Annotated in this window: 17 protein-coding genes and 1 tRNA gene; 11 read left to right on the forward strand and 7 right to left on the reverse strand. The window is 57.8% G+C overall.

Annotated elements, in window-relative coordinates; genetic code table 11:
• Nucleotides 1–144: 144 nt before the first annotated feature.
• The 3 genes from GX444_05970 to GX444_05980 are packed head-to-tail and all read right to left on the reverse strand — an operon-like array spanning nucleotide 145 to nucleotide 2781.
• The gene (locus GX444_05970) at nucleotides 145–993 is read right to left on the reverse strand and encodes an ABC transporter permease (protein NLH48135.1); all 849 of its coding nucleotides are present in this window, start codon (nucleotides 991–993) and stop codon (nucleotides 145–147) included.
• Nucleotides 993–1814, reverse strand: coding sequence for an ABC transporter permease (locus tag GX444_05975; GenBank protein ID NLH48136.1), 822 nt, complete (start codon nucleotides 1812–1814; stop codon nucleotides 993–995). The genes GX444_05970 and GX444_05975 overlap by 1 nt, the downstream gene beginning before the upstream one ends.
• Complete coding sequence (locus GX444_05980) at nucleotides 1801–2781, reverse strand: ABC transporter ATP-binding protein (protein NLH48137.1); 981 nt, start codon at nucleotides 2779–2781, stop codon at nucleotides 1801–1803. Before GX444_05980 ends, GX444_05975 begins: the two co-directional genes overlap by 14 nt.
• Before the next feature lie 318 nt (nucleotides 2782–3099).
• Here GX444_05980 and GX444_05985 point away from each other — a divergent pair, with 318 nt between their 5' ends.
• On the forward strand, nucleotides 3100–5058 hold the full coding sequence (locus GX444_05985; protein NLH48138.1) for an FAD-dependent oxidoreductase: 1959 nt from the start codon (nucleotides 3100–3102) through the stop codon (nucleotides 5056–5058).
• A complete protein-coding gene (locus GX444_05990) occupies nucleotides 5055–7559 on the forward strand; it encodes a molybdopterin-dependent oxidoreductase (protein NLH48139.1) in 2505 nt (834 codons plus the stop codon). The genes GX444_05985 and GX444_05990 overlap by 4 nt, the downstream gene beginning before the upstream one ends.
• A gap of 9 nt (nucleotides 7560–7568) precedes the next feature.
• On the opposite strand, the gene GX444_05995 is transcribed toward GX444_05990, so the two are convergent.
• Nucleotides 7569–7958, reverse strand: coding sequence for a hypothetical protein (locus tag GX444_05995; protein ID NLH48140.1), 390 nt, complete (start codon nucleotides 7956–7958; stop codon nucleotides 7569–7571).
• A gap of 355 nt (nucleotides 7959–8313) precedes the next feature.
• On the opposite strand from GX444_05995, the gene GX444_06000 reads away from it, so the two are divergent.
• From GX444_06000 to GX444_06010, 3 genes are all read left to right on the forward strand, one after another.
• A complete protein-coding gene (locus GX444_06000) occupies nucleotides 8314–10563 on the forward strand; it encodes a S8 family peptidase (protein NLH48141.1) in 2250 nt (749 codons plus the stop codon).
• Complete coding sequence (locus GX444_06005) at nucleotides 10514–11323, forward strand: hypothetical protein (GenBank protein NLH48142.1); 810 nt, start codon at nucleotides 10514–10516, stop codon at nucleotides 11321–11323. The genes GX444_06000 and GX444_06005 overlap by 50 nt, the downstream gene beginning before the upstream one ends.
• A 71-nt stretch (nucleotides 11324–11394) precedes the next feature.
• A complete protein-coding gene (locus GX444_06010) occupies nucleotides 11395–12645 on the forward strand; it encodes a hypothetical protein (GenBank protein NLH48143.1) in 1251 nt (416 codons plus the stop codon).
• A gap of 148 nt (nucleotides 12646–12793) precedes the next feature.
• Here GX444_06010 and GX444_06015 read toward each other — a convergent pair whose 3' ends face one another.
• Together GX444_06015 and GX444_06020 are read right to left on the reverse strand one after the other, a co-directional pair.
• Nucleotides 12794–14836 (reverse strand): methyl-accepting chemotaxis protein, encoded by a 2043-nt coding sequence (locus GX444_06015; protein NLH48144.1) that lies wholly within the window; start codon nucleotides 14834–14836, stop codon nucleotides 12794–12796.
• 550 nt (nucleotides 14837–15386) lie between these two features.
• Complete coding sequence (locus GX444_06020; protein NLH48145.1) at nucleotides 15387–17429, reverse strand: methyl-accepting chemotaxis protein; 2043 nt, start codon at nucleotides 17427–17429, stop codon at nucleotides 15387–15389.
• Nucleotides 17430–17832: 403 nt separating this feature from the next.
• On the opposite strand from GX444_06020, the gene GX444_06025 reads away from it, so the two are divergent.
• The 6 genes from GX444_06025 (at nucleotide 17833) to GX444_06050 (ending at nucleotide 24984) form a co-directional block, all read left to right on the forward strand.
• Nucleotides 17833–18525, forward strand: coding sequence for an HAD family phosphatase (locus GX444_06025; protein ID NLH48146.1), 693 nt, complete (start codon nucleotides 17833–17835; stop codon nucleotides 18523–18525).
• A complete protein-coding gene (locus GX444_06030; protein ID NLH48147.1) occupies nucleotides 18522–19397 on the forward strand; it encodes a DUF89 family protein in 876 nt (291 codons plus the stop codon). Before GX444_06025 ends, GX444_06030 begins: the two co-directional genes overlap by 4 nt.
• Before the next feature lie 55 nt (nucleotides 19398–19452).
• Nucleotides 19453–19911, forward strand: a complete 459-nt coding sequence (locus tag GX444_06035; protein NLH48148.1) for a hypothetical protein — start codon at nucleotides 19453–19455, stop codon at nucleotides 19909–19911.
• 269 nt (nucleotides 19912–20180) lie between these two features.
• On the forward strand, nucleotides 20181–22808 hold the full coding sequence (locus GX444_06040; GenBank protein NLH48149.1) for a hypothetical protein: 2628 nt from the start codon (nucleotides 20181–20183) through the stop codon (nucleotides 22806–22808).
• Between the two features lie 13 nt (nucleotides 22809–22821).
• Complete coding sequence (locus tag GX444_06045) at nucleotides 22822–23820, forward strand: hypothetical protein (protein ID NLH48150.1); 999 nt, start codon at nucleotides 22822–22824, stop codon at nucleotides 23818–23820.
• 162 nt (nucleotides 23821–23982) lie between these two features.
• Nucleotides 23983–24984 (forward strand): hypothetical protein, encoded by a 1002-nt coding sequence (locus tag GX444_06050; GenBank protein ID NLH48151.1) that lies wholly within the window; start codon nucleotides 23983–23985, stop codon nucleotides 24982–24984.
• Nucleotides 24985–25062: 78 nt separating this feature from the next.
• On the opposite strand, the gene GX444_06055 is transcribed toward GX444_06050, so the two are convergent.
• Nucleotides 25063–25143: transfer RNA gene (locus GX444_06055), tRNA-Leu, on the reverse strand.
• Between the last annotated feature and the right edge of the window lie 190 nt (nucleotides 25144–25333).

The raw sequence follows: 25333 nt of genomic DNA on the forward strand, positions 1-25333 counted from the left end.
AAATGATATCGCACGGGAAAGTACAGACCACACCTTTCCGCAAGGCGTAAAGGTGGGCCACCCCGAGTCAACGAAATTCAATATTGGCTCGGGTGGCACACTTTCAGCCGAGGAACGAGGCTGAAGGTGTGGTGTTCAAGAAAATCAATAATTCGTCGTCTGGTCGATCTTGCCGTGGCGTTTGGCGTAATGTTCGAAGCGGTTGAAGGCCTTGTAGCTGGCGACGGCGGTCAGCGCGGTGAGCAGCGCGAGGACCAGGACCAGCAGCCAGTCGGGCATCCAGACCAGGTGCCGGTCGAAGCCGACGACGCCGAAAGCGCGCCGGCAGCCCTCGATCCAGTAGGTCAGCGGGCTGGCCCAGGCCAGCGGCCGCAGCCAGGCCGGCAGGTAAGAGGTCGGGTAAAGGACGCCGCAGATCAGCAACAACGTGCCGCCGACCCCCTCGGCCAGCAGCATCGCGTGGCGGGCGGTCACCAGCAGCAAGCCGGCGAAGAACAAGCCCAGCGCCAGGGTCGCCGGCAGGCCGAGCGCCAGCATGGCCAGCAGATACAGCCAGTGAATATGGCTCCAGCCGATCGGCAGATGCAGCCACCAGGCGCCGACGGCGATGATCAGCGCGACGCTCGACAGCGCCACCAGGACGAAGGTCACGGCGCGGCCAAAAATCTTCCAGATGAAGGGCGTCGGCGCGATGTAGACGTAGCGGATGAGCTGGTAGTGTTCGCGGTCGGAGATGATCGCCCACGACAAGCCGCCGGCCAGGGTGCCGAAAATCGAAAAAATGGCGTTGCCCACGAAGATGGCGAGGAAGCGCGGGTCGGCGGACGGCGCGGCGCTGACAACCTTGAACAGAAAATAGAGCAGCACGCACAGCGACAGCGGCCGAATCGCGGCGTACAGCAGGTAAAGCGGCGCGCTGGTCCAGTTCGACTCGATTTTCCAGCCGATCTTCATCGAGGCGCGGAAGGCGCGCAGCCGTTTGCGAAATTCCATCATTGCCACCGCAAAGTCATGGTGCCGTCGCGCTTGCCCTTTTGCTCGAGGCGCTTCATCAGCCGTTCGGCACCGATCGTGAACGCGACGGTCATCGCCAGAAGAATCGCCGCTTCGCTCGCCGGCGAGAGAAACCCGATATTCTGCTGATGGACGATCATCAGTTGCCGGATGCCGTCGAGGCCGAGGGTCAGCGGGATCAGCGCGGCAATCAGCAGCATCACGGGGCCGAATTTATTGACCGGAAAAAACAGGCCCGAGAGCAGGTAGACCGGCTCCATCAGGATCATGTTCAACTTCAGGCCGAGCCGGCCGACCATGAAGTAGATGCTCGAGGCCGCCATGCCCAGGGAAAAAAGCGAGGTCATCGTCAGCAAAAAAAGCGCGATCAGCAGCCCCGGTTCCCGGATCGCGAACTCGACCCGAAAAACGAAAACACCTACCAGGATGACCCCCGTCGCCCGCACCAGGCTCATGAACATGCCGCCCACCGCCATGCCCAACAGCAGCGACACCGGGTGCATCGGTGAGGCCATGAACAGGTCGAGGTTGCCCATCTCCTTTTCCCAGTAGAATTGTGACGCCATGCCCCACAGGACGCCGACCCAGAAGGGGATCATCGCGCCGCCCAGGACGACCAGCGCCTCGTATTGCCGGGGCGCGTTCAGGCTGCGGTAAATGAAGATGTAGGCGGCCAACGACACGACCGGCAAGACCACTTCCGAGAACAGCCACGACAATTCGCGGTTGCCGCCGACGACGCGGACGTAGGCGCGGGCCCGGATCGCCCGCCAGGCCAGGATCAGGCTATTCATGCTCATGCAGGCGGCGCCCCACGATTTTGATGAACAGGTCTTCCAGGTCGGGCTGGCGTTTGGAAAACTCGACTACCTTGTGCCCGGCGGCGGTCGCCGCGGCGAAAATCTCGGTCAGGCGCGTATCGTCGCCGAGCTGGAAGCGCAGCTCGCCGTTGTCGTTCGCCTCGGGATGCGACAGGTAGGCGTCGGAAACGCCGGGAATCCGATCGACCAGCGCGGTGTCGCGCGGGGCCGGCGACAGCGACAGCGCGAACGAGCCGCCCTTGCCGAGGGTCGCGCGCAAGGTCGCGGGGGCGTCGCAGGCGACGACCTGGCCGCCGTCGATGATCGCGATCCGATGACACAGTTCCTCGGCCTCGGCCATGTAATGGGTGGTGAGCAGGATCGTCCGGGTCTTGTCCTCGGCGATCCATTCGCGGATGTACGAACGCACCTCGCGGGCGATGTGCACGTCCAGGCCGAGGGTCGGTTCGTCGAGAAACAGGATTTTCGGATCGGTGACGAAGCCGCGGATGATGTTCATTTTCTGCCGCATGCCGGTCGACAGCCGGTTGACCTTCGTCTTGGCGTCCTTCGTCAGCCCGAACCGCTCGAGGTAGCGGTCGATGCGCGGCAGGGCGACGCGGCTCGGAATGCCGTAGAATTGGCTGAACATCCAGATGTTTTCGCGCACGGTGAGGATGCCGTAACCGCTGGTCTCGCCGCCGCTGACCATGTTGATCAACGGCCGGATGCGTTCGGAATCCTCCACCACGTCCCGGCCGGCCACCAACGCTTTGCCGGCGGTCGGGTACAGCAGCGTCGCCAATATTTTAATCAGGGTCGTCTTTCCCGCGCCGTTGGGACCGAGCAGCCCGAAAACCTCGCCTTCGCGAACCTGCAGATTCACTTTGTTCAGGGCGGTGAAAAATTCTCCGCGTTTTTTCTTGAATGTGCGGACCAGGTCGACGGTCTCGATCGCATACGGCATGGCAAACCTCGCGCTGACGAATCGGCGGTCAAGCTAAGGCTTCGGCCGGCGGCTGTCAATTCGGCAAACGTCCGCGGGCCCGGTCCGGTCGATGGTTATTCGCGGATGGCCGCCGGGGGATCTCACCGCCCGCGCGGCCGTTCGCCGGACGGCGCGCCGATCGGTGATTATTCGCCATTGATCTTCCTGAAGCCGACCGCGGTTCGCGCGGTGAATTGTCCCAATCGCCACTTCTTGACGCTCATGGGAACGGGTGTTACACAAAATCGAAAATTTGCGCCGTTGATTAACAGAGTGATCGCCGGAGATGAACTTCTCATGGGTACCGTCCTTTTTTCATGCTGGGGGCAGGCGCGGCTGGACAATCGCGGCAAACCGCGCGATCAGTGGGTTGCACCGGCCGATCTCAAGTTGCCGTTCACGTTTCAAGAACCCGACGACGTCAAAGCCTTCATCGGCTGGGACGGATTTTTCCTCACGGACGAAACGATCAGCGTGGTCGCGCTCTGCCGGTCCTATCTGGAAGGCGTGCAGCGCGAGGCTTCTTGCGGCGAGTGTTTCCCTTGCCGGGTCGGCACGCAGATCGCGGCGGAAATGCTGGCCCGCTTCTGCGAGGGTAAGGCGGAACCCGGCGATCCGGAACGGTTGCACAGCCTGTTGACCGGCATCGCCGCCTCGTCCAAGTGCTCCGTCGGCCAGACCGCGCCCCAGCCGGTCCTCCTGGCGCTCGAGCATTTCGCCGCCGACTTCGCGGCTTGCGTCGGTTCGGGTCGGGCGTTGCCGCCGGTGGAACTGGTGACCCGCGTGACGGCGCCCTGCCTGGAAGCCTGTCCGGCCCATCTGAACATTCCGAAATACGTGGAAAACATCAAAAAGCGGCGTTATCTCGATTCGAGCAACGTGGCGCGCGCCAATTGCGTCATGCCGACGGTGTTGGGGCGCATCTGCGTCCGGCCGTGCGAAAGCAACTGCCGGCGCGCCAACGTCGATGAGCCGATCCAAATCAAAGATCTCAAACGATTCGCCTCCGATTTCGAAATGCTGCACGGCGCCAAACCGCCCCGGAAAGCCGGCCCGGCGACCGGCAAGCGCGTGGCGATCATCGGCGCGGGCCCGGCGGGATTGGCCTGCGCGGAAAAACTGGCGCAGGCGGGCCATCACCCGGTCATCTTCGAATCGCTGGCCGAGGGCGGCGGCATGGCGGCGGTCGGCATTCCGGACTACCGCTTGCCGCGTCAGGTGTTGCGGCGGGAAATCGAACTGATCCAGGAACTCGGCGCCGAAATCCACTACAAAAAACGGCTGGGCGATCCGGGGTTCACCTGGCGCGATCTGCAGGGCATGGGCTACGACGCGATCTTCCTGGGCGTCGGGGCGCACAACTCGAACAAGCTCGGCGCCGAAGGCGAGGACGCGGCTTACAAGGGTTTCATCCACGGCGTCGTTTTCCTGCGCGCCGTGGCCGAGGGCCGTGCGGTGGTCGAAGGCAAGAAGATGGTGGTCGTCGGCGGCGGCAACGTCGCCATCGACTGCGTGCGCACGGCGCTGCGGCTCGGGTTCACCGACGTGCAGATCGTCTACCGCCGCACGATCAAGGAAATGCCGGCCGACAAGGTCGAAATCCAGGACGCGCAGGACGAGGGCATCAAATTCAACTTCCTGTGCAACCCGACGCGCCTGCTGGCCGATGCCGCCGGACGGCTGACCGGCCTGGAACTGCTACGCATGGAACTGGGCGAACCTGACGCCTCGGGGCGCCGCCGCCCGCAGCCGGTCAAGGGCAGCGAGTTCGTCATCGAGGCCGACGTGGTCATCCCGGCCATCGGCCAATCGCCGAATCTGTCGTTCCTCGAGGCCGGCGACGGTCTGGACATCACCAAGTGGAACACCATCGGCGCCGACGCCTACACCGGCCTTACCAAGCTGCCCAACGTCTTCGCCGGCGGCGATTGCGTCACCGGCGCGGCGACGCTGATCGAGGCGATCGCGGCGGGCAACCGGGCGGCGATCAGCATCGACCGCTTCCTGCGCGGCGGCCCGGTCGAACTCGACCGCTACCAGCGGATGGAGCGCCTGCTCGGCGGCCTGCGCAATTACGATAAAAAGGAAGTCGTCGCGTTGCCGGCCGGCCTGCCGCGGCAAGGCTTCGACCATTTGCCGATCGAGATCCGCATTCGCAACTTCGAGGAAGTGGAACAGGTGATGACCGCCCGGAGCGCCACGACGGAAGCCGGCCGCTGCCTGCGCTGCGTCCGCCTCGCGGGGGTGGCGCGATGAAAAAAACCGAACCGAAAAACGTCACGCTGACCATCGACGGCCGCGCAATCACGGTGCCCTTCGGCACGACGATCCTGGACGCGGCCCGCCGGCTCGAGATCGACATCCCGACCCTGTGCGAGCACCCCTGGATCCATCGCCTGGCCAGTTGCCGCCTGTGCCTGGTGAAGATCGCCGGGCAAAGCCAGCCCGTCGCCTCCTGCACCACCGCGGCGAACGACGGCCTGGCCGTGACGACCGACGACGAGGATTTGCTCCGCCTGCGCCGGGCGCAAATGCAATACATCCTGCTCAACCACCCGCTCGATTGCCCGATCTGCGACAAGGCCGGCGAATGCAAGCTGCAGGACCTGACCTACCGGCTCGGCGTCACCGAGGTACCCTTCCGCGCCGACATCGGCGAGCAGGGCATCGACACGCTCAGCCCGCTGATCGAGCGCAACGACCGGCGGTGCATTCGCTGCGGGCGCTGCGTGGCCGTCTGCCACGAGGTGCAGGCGGTCGGCGCCTACAAATTCGACGGCCACGGCTACCGCACGAAGATCAACACCCAAAACGGCGGCCCGCTGGATTGCGAATTCTGCGGCCAGTGCGTCGCCATCTGCCCGGTCGGCGCGCTGCTGCTCAAACCGTTCAAGCACCAGGCGCGCGTGTGGGATCTGAAAAGCACCGAAACCGTCTGCGGCTATTGCGGCGCCGGTTGCCAGATCGAGCTGCAAACGCGGCGCAACCGGGTCTACCGCGTCACGAGCGATCTCGCGACGACCACCAACCGGGGCCGGCTTTGCGTCCGCGGCCGCTTCGGCTGGGATTTCCTGCACGACGAACGGCGCGTCCGCACCCCCCTCCTGCGGCGCGACGGCGAATTGCAACCGGTGTCGTGGGACGAGGCGCTCGACGCGCTGGCCGCCGGCGTCCGTCACGCGCTGGATACCGGCGGTCCGGAAGCGATCGGCGTGTTGACCGGTGCGCGGCTGCCGATCGAGGACGCATTTTTATTGGCCCGCGTGTTCGGCGGCTCGCGCCTCGCCGTCCCGGGACAGGACGCCTATGGCGCGGCGCTGAAAATCGCCCGCGATCGCCTCGGCCATCCGGGCTCGACCGCCGATTTCGCCACGCTGCGCCAGGCCGACGCGATCCTGCTGCTGGGTTCCGACCTGGCCGCCGAGATGCCGGTGCCGCACCTGGACGCGCTGGCCGCGGTGCGCGAAAACGACGCCCGCCTGATTCACGCGCATCCGCTGCCGACCAAGCTGGAGCCGTACGCCACGGCGCGGCTGCCCTATCGTCCCGGTTCGCAGACAGCGCTGCTGTTGCTGCTGTTGCGCGCGTTGGTCGATCGCAAAGGCCAAAATGTCGATTTCATCATCCGCCGCACCGACGGGTTCGCGGCGTTCAAAGCGGGCCTCGATCGCCTGAATCCGGCCGAGTTGCTCGCCCAGACCGGTCTCGAGTTGGACGCGGTGGAAAAGGCCGCGGCCGAACTGGCCGCCGCCAAGCGGCCGGTCATTGTGCTGGGTTCGGCGGCGCTGACCGACACGTCGGCGGAAGCGGTCACCAACCTGGCGATTGATCTGCTGCTGGCACTGGGCAAGGTGGAAAACGGCTTGTTGCTTTCCGCCGAAAGCTGCAACCTGTACGGCGCGATGCTGGCCGGGTTGGCGCCCGGCAAGGGCTACGCGGGCGTCGTCGAGGCGGGCCGATCCGGCCGCCTGGGCGCGCTCCTCGCTTTCGGCGCCGATCCGCTCATCGACGCCCCGTTGGCCGAATCCTTGCGCCAGGCCCTGGAAGTCACCGGTTTCGTCGTGGTCGGCGATTCGTTCCTCACCGAAACCGCCAAGCGGGCGCACCTGTTCTTGCCCACGACCACCTTCGCGGAGCGCGCGGGCACCTACCTCTCGGGCGAGGGTCGTTTGCTGCAATTGAACCCGGCGCTGCGCGCGCCGGAAGGCGTGCAGAGCGAATGGCGGATTCTGCTGGCGTTGGCCGAGCGGTTGGGCCGGCCCGCGCCGTGGAAAAAGTTCGAGGCGATTCGCGCCGAAGCGATGCGGGCCGTACCCGCGCTCGGTGACGCCGAGGCGCCGGCGAAAAATCGCCAGGGCGTCCTGCTGCCGCGGCTGGTGCTCGCGCCCGAGACCAAGATCGCGTTCGGCAAATTGCCCGATCCGATCGCGCCGCCCGCCGGCGATCATTTCCTGATCGCGGGGCCGGTGTTCCAGCACAACGGCACGCTCAGCCGCTGGTCGCGGGCCATCGCGGAAATCTGCCCCGCGCCGTGGATCGAGCTCAACCCGGAGGACGCCGCGCGACTGGGTGTCGGCGCGGGCGACACGGTGCGCGTCGCCAACGACGGCGTGGAATTCAGCGTGGCGGTGCGGATCAACGCGCGCCTGCGGCGCGGCGTGGTTTTCGCGCCGCGGCATTTCGCCGAATTTCCGGTGGGGCGGCTCTTGAACGATCCGGGCGGGGCGGTGGTGACGATCAAGCGGTCGGGCGCGTAAACCGGCCGGTCATTCGCAGACCCATTTTTTCTGGACGCGGTCGTACTTCGCCTTCCAGCGAAAAACCAGATCCGTTTTCTGGTTGATCGTCACCGTCACTTCCCGCTTGGCCTCCGGACAGGGAACGCAATCGGCCGCTGCGCACGCCTCGACGTTTTTCACCACGACGGTATAGGTGTCGGGCGTCAGCTTTTTGGTGAGGATCGTTTTGCGCTCCCACGATTCCTCGTAGGGCGCCGCGAGGCCGATATCGCCGACCAGCTTGTTGAGCACCGTCGGCCCGGTCCGTTGACTCAGCAGGAGGATCACGCGCAATTCGCCCTGGGCTCCTTCCACCCCGAGTAGGGCGAATAAAGCCAATCCGACAAGCAACGCCAATGCGGCAAGGCGCGTTTTCATGCGTTTACCATATCGCCGCCCGCTGGCTTGGGCAAGGAGACTTAATCGGTTGATCCCATCAAATTAACAATTTTCAGCGTGCTGATTATTATACTGTATCCATGATGAAAATATCCCATTGCCGCCACAAGCTCATTCATCAAGAACCAATGAAAAAATAATAAATTTATGGAAAGGCTTGTTTATTTTTTATCAAAAAAATGTTTTTACTTTTCATCATTTTTCTGAATATCACAATTCATTAATCACGATAATCAAGTGGGAATTTAGTAAAAGGCGGTTTGGAAATATTTCTGCCTGAATCGCCACATAGAGGAACAATGAACACTGCTTAACTATTGAAGGAGAATAAGCGATGCAAAAACTAACTAAAAAATTTATTGCGATAATGCTACTTTTTCTCTCGTTTTTTACTTGCCGGGCAATTGCCAGCGAATTGTTAATCCCGATTCCAAAGACAAACGAAACATTGTTATGGGGTTCGAGCGAATGGCGCGATGCCGATGGGGGATACGAATCAAGTTATGGGCCATCGGTTATTAAGACAAAATATACATCTCATGAGGAATTGATCGAGCAATGCTACGAAGATGCTCAATCACAAAAAGAACTTGACGATTGTTTGGTTACTTTTGAAGAAGGGCCTTCTTTGTCTAGTGAATATTTAAAAATAACGGATTCCGATGTCTTTCTACTGCAATCGTTTCCGGAACAGAAAGGAGAGGCGTTTCTAAAATTATCAGAATTAGGAATTCTCAATCCAGTCGACCAACTTCTGGAGGAAACATGGATAAACAAGGATTTGTTCGAAATGGGGGCGTTGAAAGTAAAGGAGGTAAGCGCTGAAATCACGACTGATTTTTTTGAGTATCGGCGAAACCGATTTGCGGAAATAGCCGAAGAATTGGAGGACATACCAGGGTTGGAGATAATTGCCTATCTGGTTGGCTTGGATTTCGTTCACGTCAATCTTTCGCTGGAAAGTTTGGCATGGTTGGAGGATTTTGTGGATGTCTCGCGTGTGATGGTGCCTGATCTTACCCTCAAGGCCAACTTGGATGTTGTCGGTGCAAATCCACCGATTCTCGATCATATGCAACTTCAGTCACCATACTATATTTATCAAAATGGCGATACTGGTAACGATGGCGAATATAATATGCCCGGCTCCTGGAGCGATGTTGTTGTTGCCGTTATGGATCCTACTGGCATGAATGGCGATCATGTCGCCTTCAAGGAATCCACCGGAAGTAATTATCGTATTTTTCAGTCTTGGAAATGCGGAAGCACTTGTGAGGAATTCTCCCCGCCAACTGATATAACTTCCGATGACAACAATTTTGGCGATGATTATTGGCATGGTACGGAGGTTGCCGGTCTTCTCGCCGGTGATCTTCGTGATGGACAAGATCCGGCATACACATCCGAAATATCTCGAAGCATTAGATCGGGACAGGCTCCAGAGGCGGGTCTGGTACTTTTCGATACGGGTATTACAGCTATACCTTCGATGGTGAATGCTTTCGATAGAGCCGTCGAAAGCAATGTTCATCTGATTAGCGCAAGTGTTAGTGCTGGTGATTATTCCTGCGAGGCAACAAGCTCAATTTCAGAAGCCGCGAATGCGGTTTATGAAACTGGAATATTATCTGTTTTCAGCGCGGGAAATCAAGGAGACAATGGTAATGCTTGCAGTGTAGGCAGTCCAGCAGACGCCGAAGGGGTATTGGCTGTCGGCGCTATTGGTTCCGGGTCCGAGGAAACAGCTGCGGATTGGGATGCGGCATTGGCGTCAGATTACAGCAGTCACGGTCCGCACACTTATTATGGATCAAGAGTAAGGACGATTGTCGATTTAGTAGCACCTGGAACGATCCAATGGTATCTCGATGCGGACGGAAATTCTGGCTCATCTGGCTATAATTATCAAAGCCCGGTTTATGATGGGACGAGCTTTTCCCAACCTCGAGTTGCCGCGTCCCTTGTCGATGCGATTGATTTCATGGTTGGCGAAAGGAGTGACAGCATGATGTTGCTGCCAGGCGTGCAGCGAGTGTTCATGTTAATGATGGGTGACCGGTCAGCCGGTCAGTATCTAATCCAATTGGCTGGTTTCTCAAGCTATTGGGGGGCCGGTCGGACGAAAATGCGGCGAATTGACGATATAGGTTTGGATACACCTTGGGGCCGGCAGGATTCAGCCGTTTGTGTAGGTGATGGCGAAGTTGTTGATATCAATATCAAGAACGGGCAGTTGCTCTCCTCCGATGTCGATAGCTTCAAGGCGGCGATTTGGTGGTATACGAGTAGTTTTTCAAGCCCGATTCCAAACGATATCGATTTACGCCTGCAATGGTCCGCGGACGGGACAACCTGGACGACGATCCGATCGGATATCGGCTCGGATTTGAAAAAAATGGTATACTACCAAGGAGTTGGAAATCACTATTTACGGTTGAGAGTGACTGGTACACAAGTCAATAGCGCTCATGGCGATGGCGGTTCCTGTGCCTCCGGCAAAGCCAGGATTTACTTTATATGGATTTACGAGGACGATGATCGCGACGACGCCGATGGACCGGATGCCGATATTGATTTGCTTTAACCCACTCGATTGGAGCAAAAACATGAAACCGCGAATTCTTCTTTTCCTGTCTTTGCTAGCCGCGTTGAGTCTTGCGATGGCTTTTGCCTGCCAAAAAAGCTCGTCGGACGATGATGATTCCGCCGACGATGACGACGACAACGACGATTCGTCGCCGGTCTGTCAGCCGATGTGTTGGCAAAACAGTCCGGAGCAGGCGACCGGTTCGGCGGAGCAGGTCGAGGAATGGAAAAATCAATGCGAGGTGGCGGATTCGGGCTGTGACGATACGCTTTGCATCGCCACTCAGTTGTATTTCTACAATGCCCCCGACAACCTGAAATATGCCGTGCAATGCGAATCGGGCATAGTCGACGATATTTGGGACGCGTGCATTGTTCACTTGCCCGTAAGTATGTATTACTGGCTTGGCCCGTCATTCGGTTGCCTAACGGAAGACAATTGCAGCGAGTGCGGCCAGTCTCATCTGGAAGTTACCGGTTGGCGTGGTTCGGCACAGTTTAGCGTTTGCGACGACAAACCTTGGGATGAAGGAACGATCGCCGACGTTTTAGCGCACGAGGAAAGCGAAACTCCTTGCGAGGAAATCGCGGATTTGCGGCAATGCATCCGTGCCTTCATTCCTCCCTATACTCATTGCGTCCCGATGTTGAATAACGACACCTATGAATTCGAAGGCTGCTCTTCCGCGGACGAGCCTTATAACCGGTTAGCCGGCTGGCGCGATCTGCTCGACGAATGTCGGGAGGGTCTGGAATAAACGTGGCCGAGCAGGATCGATTTTCCGATGTCCTGCTTGACACGAAAGCGTAAGCGTTTACCATGCCTTTCATGAAAAAAGCCGCATTGTTTTGCCTGTTGATCGCGCTGGTGGCGTGGTCGGCCGCTTGCACCCAGGAAGCGGGCGAACCGCCGGTCGAGGATTATCAGCAACTGATGGCCAAGGGCGGCCGGGCGCTGGCCGAAGGCGACGTCTTCACCGCCGCCGACGCCTATTCGCGCGCGCTGGACGTGCGACCGGCCGACGGTCCCGCCAGCCTGGGCATGACGCTGACCGACCTGTTGTCGATCATCCAGATGGGCGACGAGGCGATTTCGTTCGTCGTCAACCTGATGTCGGCCAACACCCTGGCCCAGGGCAATGAAGGCGGCCTGGCGCCGGGCTCGACGATCGACGACACGCTGCACCATTTCATCAAGCAGATCCTCGAAAAACAGTTGGACGAGATCAACCTGCGGCTCGACGACGCGCTCGCCGATCCGGATCTCGTGCTCAACCTTCAGGCGTTGCCGATCGTTTTCCAGGGCGAGGAACTGCTCGACCTGGGCGGCGAGTGGGATGCGGCGGACGTGCTCTGGCTGACCTCGCTGGTCCGCCTGATCGAGGGCGCGGTCGATTTCCTCCAGGGCACCAATCTGAATATGGACGTCGGCCCGCTGCTCGCCTCCGACCTGGTGTCGGCGATCACCGGCGGCAACGTGGATTATCAAGTGCTGCTCGACGAGCTGGTCGTGATTTTGCGAGATATCCTGCAGGATCCCGATTACCCCGATTTCCTGCTGCCGAAATCGGACGAGCTGTGGCGCTTCGCCCGCTCGCAACGCAATTTTGCCCTGGCGTCTGTATACGCCGTCAACGTCTGGCCGCAGGTCGACGCCGAAACCGACGACCAAACCGACGATCTGCTCGCCTACGCCGACGCCAACGGCAACGGCCGGCGCGACGCCAACGAACCGTATCGCTTCCTGGGCGAAAATTTCCCCACCGAACTGATGAGCGCGCTGCCGGCGGCGCGGGCCGTGGGTTGGCACTTGTACCTGGCCCTGGCCGATCAAACCGATTTGGACACCGACGCCCAGACGCGGCAATATTTCGATCCGGCCGACCTGAACATGATCCTCGCGAGTCTCGGCCTGCCTAGCCTGATCGCCGACGACAGTTGGGATCTGGCCGAATTCTTCGCCGCGCCCCCGATGGCCGACGTGAAGGATTTCGCCGTCGACGCGCTGTCGTGCACGATCGACAGCGCCGACGCCTCCGCAGCGTGGGCGTGCCTACTGAACCTGCTCGGCGTGTTTTGATCGCCTTTCAAAACGACCAAGCCCGCGGCGCGCGCCGCGGGCTTTTTTGTACCACCGCATCCGGCGAGATAAAAAAACGCCCGGCGGCCAAAAAGGCCTCCGGGCGGGGAGTGGTGGGTTTCCGGGAAAGCGGAAACATCAGGGGGTGTCAAACTCGAAACTGACCCACCACTTTCTGTAACTCGTCGGACATGTCGATGATCTGCTTGGCGACCTGGTCGGTCGACGTCGCGCCTTGCGCGGTATGCTGGGCGGCGATGTTCACGCCTTGGATGTTCTTCGAAACCTCGGTCACGCCCGTGGCCGCTTCCTTCACGCCGCGGACGACCTGGTTTTCGATGTTGACCCGCAGGTGCTGGATGTTTTTCGAGACGTCGCCCGCCCCTTCGGCCGCGCCGGCGACGGAGCGCGAGATTTCGTTGGTGGTCACCGTCTGTTCCTCGACGGCCGAGGCGATGGTGGTCGTGATGTTGTTGATTTCCTGGATGATCTCGGAGATCTGGCGGATGGCGTTGACCGCATCGAGGGTCTTGTTCTGGATGCCTTCGACCTGCTTGGTGATCTCGTCGGTCGCCTGGGCGGTCTGCTTGGCCAGTTCCTTGACCTCGTTGGCGACGACCGCGAAGCCCTTGCCGGCTTCGCCGGCGCTCGCCGCCTCGATCGTGGCGTTGAGGGCCAGCAGATTGGTCTGGTCGGCGATGTCGTTGATCACCTCGACCACCTTGCCGATTTCCTTCGCCGCCGTTTCCAGGTGATTCATCAGGTCACTGGTGCCGGTGGCCTTGCCCGAGGCGTCATTGGCGATCTGCGAGGCGCGGATGCAGTTTTTCGACACTTCCTGGATGGAAGCCGTCATTTCCTCGACCGCGGCGGCGACCGAATTGACACTGCTGGACATTTCCTCGGAAGCGGCGGCGATCGTGCCGACGTTTTCCGACATCTTGACCGTCGCGCCGGAAACGCCGTCGACGTTGGCGGTGATTTGCTCGGCGGCGGAGGCCACGGCACTGGACTGGTTGGTCATTTCCTCGGCGCTGCTGGAAAGCTGCGACGACACGGCCGAAAGCGAGCTGGCCGATTCCTGCAGCACAGCGGTGTTTTTGGCGACCTGTTGAATCGAGACTTGCAGCTTCTCGACGAACTGGTTGAAGTTCTCGGCCAGTTCGCCGACCTCGTCGTTGCTCACCACGTCGAGCCGCACCGTGAGGTCGCCCTCGCCCTTGGCGATGTCGGAGAGCATGTCGGTGGTGGTCCGGATGGGCTTGGAGACGGTCATCGTGGTCATCACCGCCAGCATCACGGAAAGGAAGATCATCGAAACGAGGCCGACCACCACCATGAGGTAGGCCATGTTGTTGACCGGTTCCATGATCTCTTTTTTATTGATGCCGGCCGCGACCAGCCAGTTCAATCCCGCGAGCGTTTTGAAATAAGCGATGCGATCTACGCCTTCGAAAGTGTAGTGCAGCGAGCCTTCATTCTGCGCCAGCATGGCCTTGCCGTAATCGGTATCGCCCAGACCCTTATTCAGGATGTTTTCCTCTTTCGGATGCGCGAGGAACGTGCCGTCACTTTCGAGAACGTAGATGTAGCCGGTCTCGCCGACTTTCACGTTGCTGATGAATTGCTTGGACAGGTACAACGCCTCGATCGGGGTGCCGATGATGCCGATCAATTGATTGTCCCGCATGATCGGCGCCGTCAGCATGATCACCGGCTTGTTCGTCGCCAGCGAGTGGCCGAGCGCGCCGACCCAGGTTTCTCCTTGTCTGGCTTTGTCGAGATTGGCTTGGAATTGCGGCACCTGGCCGATTTTCTGGCCGGCCATCTTGCCGCCGAGCGAATCGATGAACACCGTCCCGTCGGGACGCGCCACGAACATGCTTTCCAGGTAAGGCGCATTGCTGTGGTACACGGCGAGCTTCTGTTTCGCCGTTTCCAGGTTTTCGCCCAGGCAGGCGTTGATGAACACATCGGCGTTGCTGTAAATCTCGGCCTGGCCCTTGCGGTCGTTCAACCAGACTTCCAGGTCCTGCAGAGTCTTTTGGACGATCACCATCGTCCGCTCTTCCTGCAACGACATGATGTTGTTCGAGGATCGGTTGTACGACAGATAGGCCATCACGCCGACGGTCAATAGAATGATCGGGACGATGGCCACGAGCAATTTGCGACGAATAGTCCACTTCATGATGAACACCCCTTTTGTTGATCAATTACCGCTGGACGGTTTCCCGGATCGCGGAATTGCCTGATGGCGCACGAGGAGTACATATACGGACTCAATAACTTTCCGTTTTTGAGAGCCGAAAGCGATTTCGGCGGTTTCAAGAGCTTTCCGGGCTTCCGATCCGTCGCCGGATTATTCCGATGGAAGGCATTGGGCCGGGAGTTTTACCCCTTTTTTTCATTTCATCTCGCCCATCCATGATGACTATTCGGCGAGGTCTGCTAACTGGATTAGGAAAAAACAGGGGACTATCCAGTTTTGGATGATTTTCTAACTTCATGACTAATAAGTCTAATTTTTTGATTAAATAGAATGGATCTCGGATATACCCTATAGCCACATCCTTCCTCGTCTTCTTTTTTACCTTTTGCGGGTGGTTCGCGGAGACTCTCGACAAACATCGGCTTTTAAAAGAAGAGGCCCGGGAAATCGGGGAATTTCCCAGGCCTTTTATCAGGAGGTCACCACGATCCGGCAATTGGGGAAAACCGGATCGGGACTTTGCTTTCGATCAGACCTTGAACTGCCCGACGACCGTTTGCAGTTGTTCGGACAGGTTCTGAATCTGCTTCGCCACCTGGTCGGTCGAAGCCGCGCCGTTGGCCGTGTACTGGGCCGCCGTATTCACGCCCTGGATGTTCTTCGACACTTCCTGCACGCCCGTCGCCGCTTCCTTCACCCCGCGCACGACCTCGCTCTCGACGCTCTGCTTCAGCGTCTGGATGTTCTTCGAAACCTCGCCCGCCCCTTGCGCCGTCCCGGCCAGCGAACGGGAAATCTCGTTGGTCGTCACCGTCTGCTCCTCGACCGCCGAGGCGATGGTGTTGGTGATGCTGTTGATTTCCGAGATGGTTTCGGCGATCTGCTTGATCGCGTCGACCGCGTTGATCGTCTGGTCCTGGATGCCGCGCACCCGCACGACGATTTCGTCGGTCGCCTGGGCGGTCTGTTTGGCCAGTTCCTTGACCTCGTTGGCGACGACCGCGAAGCCCTTGCCCGCCTCGCCGGCGCTGGCGGCTTCGATCGTGGCGTTGAGGGCCAGTAGGTTGGTCTGGTCGGCGATGTCGTTGATGACGTCGACCACCTTGCCGATTTCCTTGGCGGCCGTTTCCAGTTGGCCCATGATCTTCCCGGTCGCGTCGGCCTTGCTCGAGGCATCGTTGGAGATTTGCGAGGCGCGCACACAGTTCTTCGAAACCTCGCGGATCGTGGCGGTCATTTCCTCGACCGCGGCGGCCACCGAATTGACGCCCGAGGACATTTCCTCGGTCGAGGCGGCGATGGTCAGGAAATTGTGGGACATCCGGTCCGTCGCCTTGCTGACGGTATCGACGTTCACCGAAATTTCCTCGGCGGCCGAGGCGACGGTGCTCGACTGGCCGGTCAGTTCCTCGGCGCTGCTGGAAAGTTGGGTCGACACGGAGGCCAGGGAGCCGGCGGCGCCCTGCAACACGTTGGTGTTTTCGGCGACCAGGGAGATCGACTTCTGCAATTTTTCGACGAAGCGGTTGAAATTCTCGGCCAGTTCGCCGATTTCGTCGTTGCTGACCACGTCGAGCCGGACGGTCAGGTCGCCTTCGCCCTCGGAAATATCGTGCAGCATGTCGTTGGTTTTACGAATCGGCCGGGCGACGTTGATGGTAACCATCATCGCCAGCATGACCGACAGGAAAATCAGGGCGCCGAGGCCCAGTCCCGCAGTCAACGCGGCCATGGCCTTGATCGGGGCCATGATTTCCGGACGCTCGATACTGGCGGCGAACAACCAGCCCTTTTCCTTGGAGGTATGGAAATAGGCGAAACGATCCTTGCCGCCGAATTTGTATTCCAGCATGCCGTCTTTTTTAGCCAGAATTTTCGGACCGAAATCGAAATCCTTGAGGTTTTTGTCGAGGATCATCTCTTTCTTGGGATGGGCGAAGAAGGTGCCCTCGCTGTCGCAAATGTAGAAGTAGCCGGTATCGCCGACCTTGAAATCGGCGATGTAGCGCTGCGACAGGAATTCGATTTCAATCGGCGTGCCGATGATGCCCACCAGGTTTTGACCAGACAGGATCGGCGCGGTCAACAACATGACGGGACGGCCGGTCGCCGGCGACTTGGCCAGATTGCCCAACCAGACCTGGCCCTGCTTGGTTTTCTCGATGTTTTCCTTGTAGGCGGGAATTTCCGCGACCTTGACGCCGACCGATTTCCCTTCGATGGAATCCAGGACGATCGTGCCGTTGGTATCGGCGAGGAAAATATTTTCGTAATGTGGCGCGTCCTTGTGGTAACTCACCAGCCGGACCCTGGCCTCCTCGACCCGCTGACCCTGGATCGCGTCGATAAACACGCCCGTCTTGGCAAAAATATTGATTTCGCCTTTACGGTCGCCGAACCACATCTCGACATCATCCATGGTCTTTTCGACCAGCAGCATGGTCCGCTTTTCCTGCAGGTCCAGAATGCTAGTCGAGGCCTTGTAATAGGAGACGTAGACCAGAACCGCGATGGTGATCAGAATCAACGGAAGAACAGTGATCAACAGTTTAGCCCGTACTGACCATTTCATGATGACGCCGTCCTCTCAACAGGTTATTTTTTACGCCCGCCAACCGGTTAAATAGAAATCCGGAAATCTGAATTCAACAGTGATGACGTGCGGTTCGCGGCTTGCCGTCTGACCGATATTTTTCCTTTGGCTCCAATCCCCACCGAACACATCACTATGAAAGAACATTCCGCCTGGAATTTTACCTTCAGTCCAAATGATGTTTCGGCCGGCCATTTAAAGAGGTATAGTTTTTTCTTCGAAATCCGTTGTTTTTGGTGAATCGTTCAAATCGAACCCCGATGAAATCGTCCATGATTGGAATAATTATCATTTACTGGAAATTGGAGAAATCGGCCGGCCTTGGTTTGCAGAATTCCCGCTTTCCTGTATCCTAGCGCGTTCCAAGCGACGGAGGCGCAATATGGCGATCGAGGCGATATTGTTCGATTACAACGGCGTGCTGATCGACGACGAGCCGTTGCACGACGAGGTCTGGCGCGAGGTGCTCGAACCGCTGGGCATCACCTATAACAACGAGGAATACTACGGCCCGCTATTGGGCGTTCCCGATTACGAGTTCCTGCGCCTGGTGCTCGAACGCCGCGACCGCACACTGACCGACGAGGCGAAAGCCGCTCTGCACGAGAAAAAACGGGTGCTTTTCGACCGGCTTGTCCGCACCCGGCCGACCGGCATTCCCGGCGTCGCCGAATTCGTGCGCGACCTGGCGGCGCATGCGCCCCTGGGCATTGTCAGCGGCGCACTGCGGCCGGAAATCGACCTGCAATTATCCCGGCTGGGCATCGCCGATTGTTTCCGGACCATCGTCGCCGCCGGCGAATACCCCAAACCCAAACCCGACCCCGCGCCTTACCTCATCGGCCGGGAAAAACTCGCCGCCGCCGTCGGCCGATCGTTCGCGCCCGGCAGCGTCATCGCCGTGGAGGATTCCACCAACGGCATGAACAGCGGCCTGTCGGCCGGTCTGGGCGTGTTGGGACTGACGCTGCGGATCGACCGCGAACGGCTGGCCGGCTGCTTCGCCCACGTGCCGGACTTCACCGGAGTGACCTACGACCAACTCGTCGCCTGGCGAGCCCGGAGCGCTCGATGAAGCCCGTCGGCCTGGATCCGCAATGCCAGGAATGCATGGCCGGGGCCGTCGAACGGATCGCGCGGCTTCACGAACTGCCCGCGGAACGGCGAAATGCCCTGCTCGCCGAGGTCCGTGCCTTGGTGGCCGGCGCGCCCGCCGGAACGGTGATGCCGCAAGTGGCGCGCGGGCTCGGTAAAATCCTGACGGCCTACCTCGGCACGAACGATCCCTTTCGCGAGTTGAAACAAGACGCCAATCGCCGCGCGGCGGAACTGGCGCCCGAGTTGCGCGGCCGCTTGCGGCAAGCCGCCGACCCCTTTGCCGCCGCGACCCGTCTGGCGCTGGCGGGCAACGTCATGGACTTCGCCTATCGCGACGCGCCGGATTTGCTGGCGGCGATCGACCGGCTGGCGGACGGACCGCTGGGCATCGACGACACCGAATCGCTGCGCGCCGAATTGTCGCTGGCGCGCGAAGTGCTGTACCTCGGCGACAACGCCGGCGAAATCTGGTGCGACCGGCTCTTCCTGGAACGGTTTCCGCCGAACGTCGCCGTGACGTTCGCCGTCCGGTCCGCCCCGGCGCTCAACGACGCGACGCTGGCCGACGCGGCCCAGACCGGCATCGACGAACTGGCCCGCGTCATCCCCAGCGGCAGCGACGCACCCGGCACGCTGCCCGAACTGCTGACGGCCGAGGCGCGACTGCTCTTCGACGGCGCCGACGTGGTGATCGCCAAGGGACAGGGCAATTTCGAGGCGCTGTACGGCCGCGTGACGAGGCCGCTGTATTTTCTCTTCATCGTCAAATGCGCCCACGTCGAAAAAATCGTCGGCCACCCCGTCGGCACGGGGATTCTCTGGCGCTGGGAACCACCCGCCGCCGGTTGACGCTTTGCGCTCCCGCCCTCCTGGTGTAGATTGGCCTTGCATCCAGGAGGTGACCATGGACGAGAAACTTTCTCTCTACCAGGAAGGGCATCTGATCGTGGCGGCCGTGCGGCTGCTCACGCACCGGGAAAAGACCCCGCCCGCGCCCGAACAGGTCGCCGAATTCCTCGGCTTTTCCATCGAAAGCGTGCATTACCTCGTCAACAAACTGGATGAATTGGGCGCCTTGCGCGTGATGTCGGGAGCCTACGGCGTCAAGCTGCTGCTCGACGATCACCGGAAGCTGGAAGAACTCGAGGGCGTCGAAAACAAACCCGGCATCGAGGAGGAGATCGCGGCGTTCCAGGCCGCGCAGGCCCAGCGGAACGAGGAGATGGCCAAGCGGTTTTCGAGGGATTTCGTCGATCCGCAAAAGGAGAGCCTGAAAGCCGACCTCGCCGCGAAGATCGCCGACCCGTCCAAGCTCAAGCGGGCGGACAACCCGCTGGACGCGATGTTCAAGAAAAAGGGGTAAGCTTCTCTTTTTGCTGAAAGTAAATTGGAATTGGAGGTGCCACGGCCTTCGATCTCCCGGATCGATGGCCGTGCTTTTCTTCTCGTAAAATCATGAAGCGATGAGACAAGAAATTTTTGAATAATCGCCGGATACTGATTTGGGCAAGCGGCTCCCCCATGAAAGACATCAAATCGCAACGAATACAAAACTCATAAAATATTTACTTGCCTTGGGATGTGGACTTTGATATTTTTAATTCTTGAAGTTTCTCGATATGGGAGAATAACATGAATTATTTGCCCCCCCCCAAACGTTGTTTCAATCACCAACTATTTTTTGTCGCGATAGTGCTTTTTGGTATTAGTCTCGTTTTTCCCGTAATTGCTATCGCCGCCGGCACATCGGGCGCCGACGCTGTCGAACCCGATCCGGGATGCATGGAGGCATGGCAGGAATTTCAAAGTAAATATCCTGCCGCGGAAATCCGGTGGGGAAGCAAAATGGGCCATCCCACTATTGTCTGGGGTTTCGAACCGGTCGAGTCGAACGGTGACTTCATCGGCACCATGCTGAATTTTATCGAGGAAAATGGCGAGCTGTTCGGCATTCAAAACCAGCCCGCTCCCGATCGCATCTTAACCGAATTGGTCAACCCTCGTGCGGTCTACCACTGCGATCATTCCCGAATGGAACCGTTGCCGGGCTTGCGGGAAGACGAATGGTTCGAACCATCTTGCCCCGCAGGAACGGTCATCGCGTTTGATCAACAAATCGAGGGCATTCCCTATCGCAACGGATCGGTTATCGGAGCCTTCGACGCCGAAGGCCGGCTGATTAAAATCGCCGGCGAATATCTCGGACACGTTGACGTTCCGTTGACTGCCTGGATCGACGAAGAACAGGCCAAAGCCGCCGTTCTTTCCTACTTGAATGCATTGCCCGATGAAGTGCAATTCGGCCATGGCCGGTATGGGTACAACTTTGATAGCGGCGAAATCGTGCCTGTATGGGTTTTTCGCGTCGTCACTTCCTTTGAAATCGAAGGACTGGGCCACGATGTGACGGCGATCGTCGATGCCGAGGCCGGATCGGTGATCGATATTATCTCGAACATCGACAGCGCGCCCGGCGACACTTACGACAGCGCCGCTTATGGTTACACCCTGGATACGCAAGCGGCCATCATGTGCAACGAACCAGCCTATCGTTGGAAGTATATCGACAACAGTTACGGCACAGCTTCACGGAGAGCGGCTTTCAACCCGGATTTGCACATTTATGACGCGATGGAAGACGCGGACGATTGCGACATCAATATTTTAAACTCGAACGATACATCGGGGACAACGCGGATTTTCAATTACAAAATTGTTACTTTAAGCCCATCGGTGATTAACGATGACGGCAACATTATTCATCGTCACGACATTTCAACCTGGACAGCCTTCTACAACGTGATCACCGAGTTGAATTATTACCGGAATGTCCTAGGTTTTAATGAGGATTTTTATCAAGTTGCTCCCGGTCTGGCGCACCTGACCAAGTATCCCCAGGACCACAACCTCACGATTATCGTCAACAAGGATCCATCAACCGCGGAGTTATGCGGCTCCCTTGGAATGCCTGCCTGTTTTCGTTCATATGGTTTTCCACATGGATTAACTGGTGGTAATTTAACACCGAACTGTATTTCACTAGATCCCAATGAAGAGGGGTATTTCCCTTTTTATACAGTTGACTGGGGGGAGGAAAATTCCCTTCCTCCTCTTTATGATCATGAATTTGAATCCTTGCATCCGACCATGGTGATTGGCAGCACTGCATCAACTTGGAGTTATTACAATGGCACATGGTATGATGACTTGATCCGTCATACCGCGCTCTATCACGAATTCACCCACTACGTTCAAAAAGCGTATGCAACACAAACGGAATATTGGGGCCACACTTATCAATTTAATGCTCATGAAGAAAGTGTATTCAAGGAAGGATTCGCCAAATACTTCGGCGCATCGATGGAAAACGCGTCGCCCGAAAATTTTGACCTGACCAACCTGGTTTGCGAGAGCGACGACGGCTTGTTTGTGTACCAACCGACTTTCCGTTGTTGTCCCGACGTTTACGATCGGGGCAGCATTGTTTCCCAGGTTTTTTGGGATATTCGCAACGGCTGGGGAAGCACGGAAAAAGGTTTGGGCAAGATCTACACCGATCAATTGGCCTATCAGGTCATCAAGGAAATCGCCCTGACCGATGTCAATACCATGACGGAGATGTATGTAACCACTTATGCGATTGCCATGAACGAGCTCGACGGCCTCTGCCCGATCGGCACGACGCTGGATTGCGTCAACGTCATTATTGACGCCTTCGAAAGACATGGCGTCTGCGTCGGAATTCTTTGTACCTACCCGAGCTGGAATTGCGCCAATTGCGCTACCGGAACTTGCACCAGTTGCACTGGCGTCAGGTGTCCGAGTCTTCGACCGGCGACTGGTGCTTGTGTCGGCGTATTGACGACTTCTTTCGAGCAAACCGCGGCGTGCGCACCGGCGACCCTCGCACCCATTTGTTGCGGCGATGACGGCACTTCGCGAGCCAATGTCTGTGATACGAATGCGGCCTTGATCTCCTGTGGAATATTTTCCTCCGCATCGCAGTGCGAGGATACTTGCGCGCAAAATTTATGGAGTCAAATCTATCGCGATTGCCTGCAAGACCATATCACTTACCCGTACTGCAAGTGCTGCGGACTTGCCTGCGACTATTTGTACGGGCATGACTGCTGGGCAAGCCTGGGTTACTCGACAAAATTGCAGTGCGTTCTGGACTGCAACAACAATTGGAACCATGAGGACATCCGATGCCGGCTCAACGACCTGCGGTATCCGGACAGTTGCGATGTCTGCGACTAAATGGGAGGCGGAAATGAAAACGCGATGGTTGATGTTCGGCCTTTTATTCCTGTCGTTACCGTTCGCGGCATGTAACGGATCGTGCGATGATGATGACGACAACAACGATGATTCCTCGCCCGAGCCCTACGGTTGGCCGGACAATCCCGGTCCAGTCGAGGGTTGGTTTGCAACTTGGCAAGCTTCCGGTTGGGAGTTGTTTCGGATCGCCAATAACTTAATCACACTAGAGGAAGGGCCTGGGAACGAACTCTTTATCGGCGGCGCATTGGCCAACACTCATCAGGGCTTGGCGGTCAGCGCCGATCACTTGTATAAGTTGACCGAAGAAGGATGGAATTTCCTCTTGGATGGTCCACCGTGTGAATATTTTTTTTCGCAACCGTTCCTCAACGACAATGGCGACATAGTAATCGGTTGCGCCGATCCCGCGGAACGTTGGTACCGGATCGAAAACATCTGGCAGTCGATTCCCTTCACGGATGTGGCTTACTTTCACATGTCCTGTCTAAATATGGATCGATGTATGTTTTGGCGTGATGACGCGGCGGTGGTTTGTTCCCGTTTGGAATGTGAAGGGATCACCGAATTGCCTTTCGGTGAATATAAGCAATTTGTCTGGCGGGATACGAATCGACTCTATGCCTTATTATTAGACTATGATGGCGAGGACTCTTTTTCCTATCCTTATCAGTACGATCTACAAACAAAAAAATGGAAAGAGGAGACCCGCGTGGCCCCAAATGGTGAAAGCCTGTTTACTCGTATCAACGAAGAGTATGTCGTCTACTCCCAGCAAATCGATCCAGAAGTATACATTCTCGACGGTGATGACGGTTTAGTCGAGCACGATTGGCCATTTTTATATCGAATGATTTTTGCCCCCGGCGGCGGAGGTATCGGCATCTCCGCTGACGGGTTTGTGCAATTGATCGGCACGGACTATCTGCCGCTTGCCGCATACCCTGGCGGCTACATGGAGGACTTTTTTGTTGTCGCCGACGCGGAGTAGTTGATGAAGGCCGACATTCGAAAAACGCTACTTTTCATTCTCACGACCGAGTTCCATTGGAGCAACCCCCCTCATTGAAAATTGGCGAAAACATCCGATGCCGGCTCAACGACCTGCGGTATCCGGACAATTGCGATGTCTGCAATTAAATGGGAGGACAACATGAAAACATTAATGATGATGTTCGGCCTTTTCATTCTGGCGTTATCGTTCTCGACTTGTAACGGATCGGACGATGATGACAATGACAACAACGATGATTCCTCAACCGAGCCCTACGGTTGGCCGGACAACCCCGGACCGGTCGAGGGTTGGTTTGCAGATTCGCTGATAAAGGATTGGGAGCTTTTTCAAATCGTTGACGGAACGGTTGTGACGGAAGAAGTGCCTGGTTCCGAGTATTTCATTGGCGGCGCATTAGCTAGCACTCATACGGGTCTAGCAATCAGCACCGAGCTGCTTTACGAACTGACCGATAAAGGGTGGAAGATCCTAGAAAATGGGCCACAGTGCCAAACCTTTTATTCGCAGCCCTATATCAATAAGGACGGCAACCTGGTAATCGGTTGCGCAGATCCGGCGCGGCGTTGGTACCGTATTAACGACACTTGGGAATCATTCTCGTTTGAAAATATTGCCTACTTTCATATGTCCTGTCTGGATATTGATCGTTGTTTGTTCTGGCGTGATGAAGAAGCGGTCGCGTGTTCCCGTTCCGGATGCGAAAACATTTCCGAACCACCTTTCGGTGAATATAAACAATTTGTCTGGCGGGATACGGATCGGCTCTATGTCTTATTATTACGCTATGAAGGCGAGGATCCCTTTTCCTATCCATATATTTATAATCTGAAGACAAAAGAGTGGAAAGAGGAGACGCGTGTATCCGCCAATTATGAGAGTTTTTTTACTCGGATCGACCAAAACTATTTCGCCTATTCCCAACGCGTCGATCCGGCGGTGTATATCCTTGATGGTGATGATGGCTTGATCGAAACAGGTTGGCCATATATGCCCAAACTAGCTTTTGCGCCCGGAGGTGGCGGCATCGGTATCGCCTCTCAAACCGGAGATATTTGCTTGTTGCGCGGTTTGGATCTTGTCCCAATCTATACTTTTGATGGTTCAACCCGGGATTTCTTTATCGTCGCCGATGCGGAGTAATTGAAGGCCGGTGACCCGCAACCACTTTTTGGTCCAGTCATCATGGTCGTTGCGTAGCCGGAAAAAGTTTTAAAAAAATGCGAGCGGGGGGACTCGAACCCCCATGTTATTCACACTGGATCCTAAGTCCAGCGCGTCTGCCAATTCCGCCACGCTCGCGTCGTCCACGAACTTAGGAAGCGGGAAGAGCGCCGTCAAGGCGACCGCGAAAACTGTATTAGCTTAGCGACTTTGTCCCCTGTAACTGCTTAGCGATTATGTCCCCCATGAAGAAGGACATGATTTCGATGACTCCCAAGGAGTTACAGCGGATGAGGTTGCTGGTCTGCGTCCTGGAGGGGCAGCTGCC

This window comes from Myxococcales bacterium (genome assembly GCA_012517325.1).
Classification (GTDB): Bacteria; Lernaellota; Lernaellaia; order Lernaellales; family Lernaellaceae; genus JAAYVF01.